2 protein-coding genes are annotated in these 2,120 nt (G+C 36.8%); both read right to left on the reverse strand.

The window, feature by feature from the left end:
- Positions 1–191: 191 nt before the first annotated feature.
- Positions 192–1,274: a hypothetical protein gene (locus J7J01_04950; protein ID MCD6210227.1), complete on the reverse strand. Its 1,083-nt coding sequence runs from the start codon at positions 1,272–1,274 to the stop codon at positions 192–194.
- 214 nt (positions 1,275–1,488) lie between these two features.
- Positions 1,489–1,725, reverse strand: a complete 237-nt coding sequence (locus J7J01_04955) for a hypothetical protein (GenBank protein MCD6210228.1) — start codon at positions 1,723–1,725, stop codon at positions 1,489–1,491.
- Between the last annotated feature and the right edge of the window lie 395 nt (positions 1,726–2,120).

Below are 2,120 nucleotides of genomic sequence, written 5' to 3' on the forward strand. Positions count from 1 at the left end.
ATAGTGTCCAGTGAAATCAACAAGTTATATTAAATTCGCCCAAACGAGTTACTTGGAAGCCCCGCTATGCCGTTTTACGGCATTGTAATGAGAAGGAAGTCAGACCTTCTGTTGAAATGGGTACAATTCACGTAATGTCATATAATAACGATGTGTTAAGCCACTTTTATCAAGATGACTTCCTTGAAAGTTCATAATAAAGCCGCCGGCCGATACAGTAGAAAATATAAGCCTATTGAAATAAACAATGCCATGTATCCTATTGCAAGAAATTTTGCAGTAAACATTGCTGTATTATTTGCACCTTCATGTGTGACATATAATTTATAGGCTATCAGATTTGCCAAAGAGCCAAATAGACTACCAAATCCTCCAGCATTTGAACCCCATAATAATGCCTGCCAATTTGATGTGAATTTTGCAACCAATAGTGTTGCTGGAACGTTACTCATGACCTGGCTTGCCAATGCTGACAATAGAAATATATGCCCTGAATGGGTTATTTCAGAAGCCAGTATACTTTTTACACTGTCCGCGATCCCAAAAAAGAAAAAGAAACTAAAGAGTAGCGCATAATCAACATATAAGGCTTTTCGGTCAAATATGAGTGCAAAAAATATGACAGCAACTGCAGTTAAAAGAGGAAGAACATGAAAGACCGTTAAAAGAATAACAATAAATAAAACCCCATAGACATATGCCTTTTTATTGATTTTCTGTATTTGGTCTTCCTTTAAATCTTTTCGGATTACAACAAAGAGCGAAGAGACCGTCAGCAACCCAAGAAAAACCAAAGAAAATGGGAAAATCGTCTTTATGAATGTGCAAGGATGAATATCGTAAAACCAATAAATATAAAGATTCTGAGGATTACCAATTGGTGTTAATGCAGAACCAGAATTGGCCGCTAATGCCTCCAAAATGACCAGTATATCTTTTCTATTTATGTTAAGCAATAACGTAAGCGGAACAATGACCATTAACACAATATCATTTGTTACTAACATGGACAAGAAAAAGGTTGTCAGTACTAGTTTTAGAGGTATGATTTTACCCTTTTCTATGCTTTGGGCTATTTTTAAGAGCAACCCACCTTTCTGTAAACCATTTACTGTAATGAACAAGACAAACAGGATAAACAGAACCTGTAGCTCATCGATTGAATAGACCGGAAGATGTTTTGTATAAATGGATAACAGCGCAAAACCCACACCCGAAGCAATTAACAACCATTCTTTTAGGACAAAATCAATGAATATTACTTGAGGTTTCAATCATCCTCCCGTTGTCTAATATTAGGCCTAACGGCGTGGGTCACTGGCTGGCATGAAGTGCAGCCAAATGTCAATCCAGTGCACCCAATTGTTAGGAGTTGCTATTTTATATTGTGAGATTTCTACACTCAGACACCAATAATTTTTCTATCTTTTTGACTTTAGGGCTTATATTATGCTCACTTGAATAAAGTGGCTGCCCTGTAAAGGTTCTCTAATCTTCTATCTCACTTTCTTCTTTTAGTCTTGGATCATTTGTTCTCTCCATTATCTGTTGATCTAAGTCATCAAATAAACTGCATAGGGTCCGTTGACCTTTTGGACCGGGGCCTTGTCCTTTTTCATCATATGTCCTTGGATCAATCATAAAGTAATTTTCACACCCCGCGCGGCATTTTTTTAATCCATAAGGACATCCATACCACTTTGCTACAGCTTCTAATAGATTCATTTCTATTCCCCTCCTAACAACTAAATTTAGCGGCCCGCCGTCAGGCGGCTCCGCAGGACAAAATTCATCACTACAAAAGTCCAAAGACACAATAATGGTCAATAAAAAATAACTAGAGCACTAGACACAGTTGCTTATTATGCGATAAAAAGAATGCTTGTGACCAATTTCAAATGGATCAAAAGCTACTCCATCTATTTCAGTAACATAATCAATGTGACCCTTATACATAAAATCTCCTCTCTAGCGTCAACTATTTTTATACATTAAATTTTTACTATTGGTCAAGACGATGTGAAAGCAGTCGCGTCTTTGCAGGCTGTTGAAAAAATCAGATGCACATTAAGACAAAATCCGTGATTACTCTACAAAAAAGCCCGTAAATGTAGCAAAAT

The organism is Methanophagales archaeon (genome assembly GCA_021159465.1).
In the GTDB taxonomy this organism is placed as follows: Archaea; Halobacteriota; Syntropharchaeia; order Alkanophagales; family Methanospirareceae; genus G60ANME1.

Bases quoted from the DNA above. Each gene is read 5' to 3' on its own strand.
- J7J01_04955 (MCD6210228.1), bottom strand. From the start codon at position 1,725: ATGAATCTATTAGAAGCTGTAGCAAAGTGGTATGGATGTCCTTATGGA.